Annotated in this window: 2 protein-coding genes; both read left to right on the plus strand. The window is 57.8% G+C overall.

Features of this window, described 5'->3' with window-relative positions; translation table 11 throughout:
- Positions 1-690: aldehyde dehydrogenase family protein (locus tag ABF824_RS16105; RefSeq protein ID WP_415489970.1), on the plus strand; the 690-nt coding region annotated here is incomplete at its 5' end.
- An 11-nt stretch (positions 691-701) separates the two neighbouring features.
- Positions 702-1,234, plus strand: a 533-nt coding sequence (locus tag ABF824_RS16110; RefSeq protein ID WP_415489971.1) for a PQQ-binding-like beta-propeller repeat protein, incomplete at its 3' end; no start/stop codon positions are given.

Raw genomic sequence — 1,234 nt, forward strand, 5'->3', positions numbered from 1 at the left:
CTAGAGCTGGGCGGCAAGAATCCTGCCATCGTGCTGGCGGATGCTGACATCGAGCGGACCGTGAATGGTCTGACAATGGCTGGCTTTCTCAATCAGGGTCAGGTCTGCGCGGCCTGCTCGCGGATTTATGTGGAGGCGCCTCTGTTTGACAGGGTCGCTGCCGGGTTGGAGATCGCCCTTTCGGGAATGAGTATCGGACCGGGAATGGACCCGACGGCATTTATCAATCCCGTAGTGTCCAGACCGCAGCAGAAGAAAGTCCAGTCCTATCTGGACCGTGCCAGCGAGGCAGGGGCAGAGATGCTGAGAGGCCCGCAGGTCCCGGAAGGGGACGGGTTCTATATTCGCCCTGCGCTGGTTCTCTATCCCGACGACACGCTGGCCCTGACACGGGAAGAAGTATTTGGCCCTGTCATGACATTGACACGAGTGTCCAGCGCCGAAGAAGCCCTTGCAAAAGCAAATGATACAAATTTCGGACTGGCTGCGAGTTTGTGGACGAACAATCTGGAAGCAGCGATGAAGCTGCCACCCCGCATGGAAGCGGGAACGGTGTGGGTCAACAGCCATGTCATGATTGATCCGAACATGCCTTTTGGAGGGATCAAGCAATCCGGCATCGGGCGCGATTTTGGAACAGCATGGCTGGACGCATTCACCGAAACCAAATCCATCTGTATCCAGCATTGAGAGGCCTCGGGATGGCTAGAATTTTTCCCCTGACGGCGCTCGTTCTGTGCTGTGCGACTGCACTTTCGGGTGGATCGGCGCTTGCGCAGGGCAGTGTGGGTTCGCCCGATGACTGGCCCCAGCATGGGCGCACGGCTTTCGAGCAGCGATATAGCCCCCTGAAGCAGATCAACACGGGAAATGTCGGGAAGCTCGGGCTGGTATGGCATCAGGATTTCGATAGCCTGCGAGGGCAGGAGGCAACGCCGCTGATCATTGATGGTGTCATGTACACCACGACAAACTGGAGCAAGGTCGAAGCACTTGATGCAGCTACGGGGCGTGTCCTGTGGCGGTATGATCCCAGGGTGCCCGGAACGATTGCGGCCAGAGGATGCTGCGATACGGTCAATCGCGGAGTGGCTTATCTGAATGGCCGTGTTTACGTTGGTACGTTTGACGGGCGGCTGATCGCACTGGACGCCAGAACCGGGCAACTGATCTGGAGCGTGAACACGATCCCGCAGGACAAGACACTGGGGGACATCCGTTCTTACACTATTGA

Origin of the sequence: Acetobacter sp. (assembly GCF_047721705.1) — a bacterium.
In the GTDB taxonomy this organism is placed as follows: domain Bacteria; phylum Pseudomonadota; class Alphaproteobacteria; order Acetobacterales; family Acetobacteraceae; genus Acetobacter.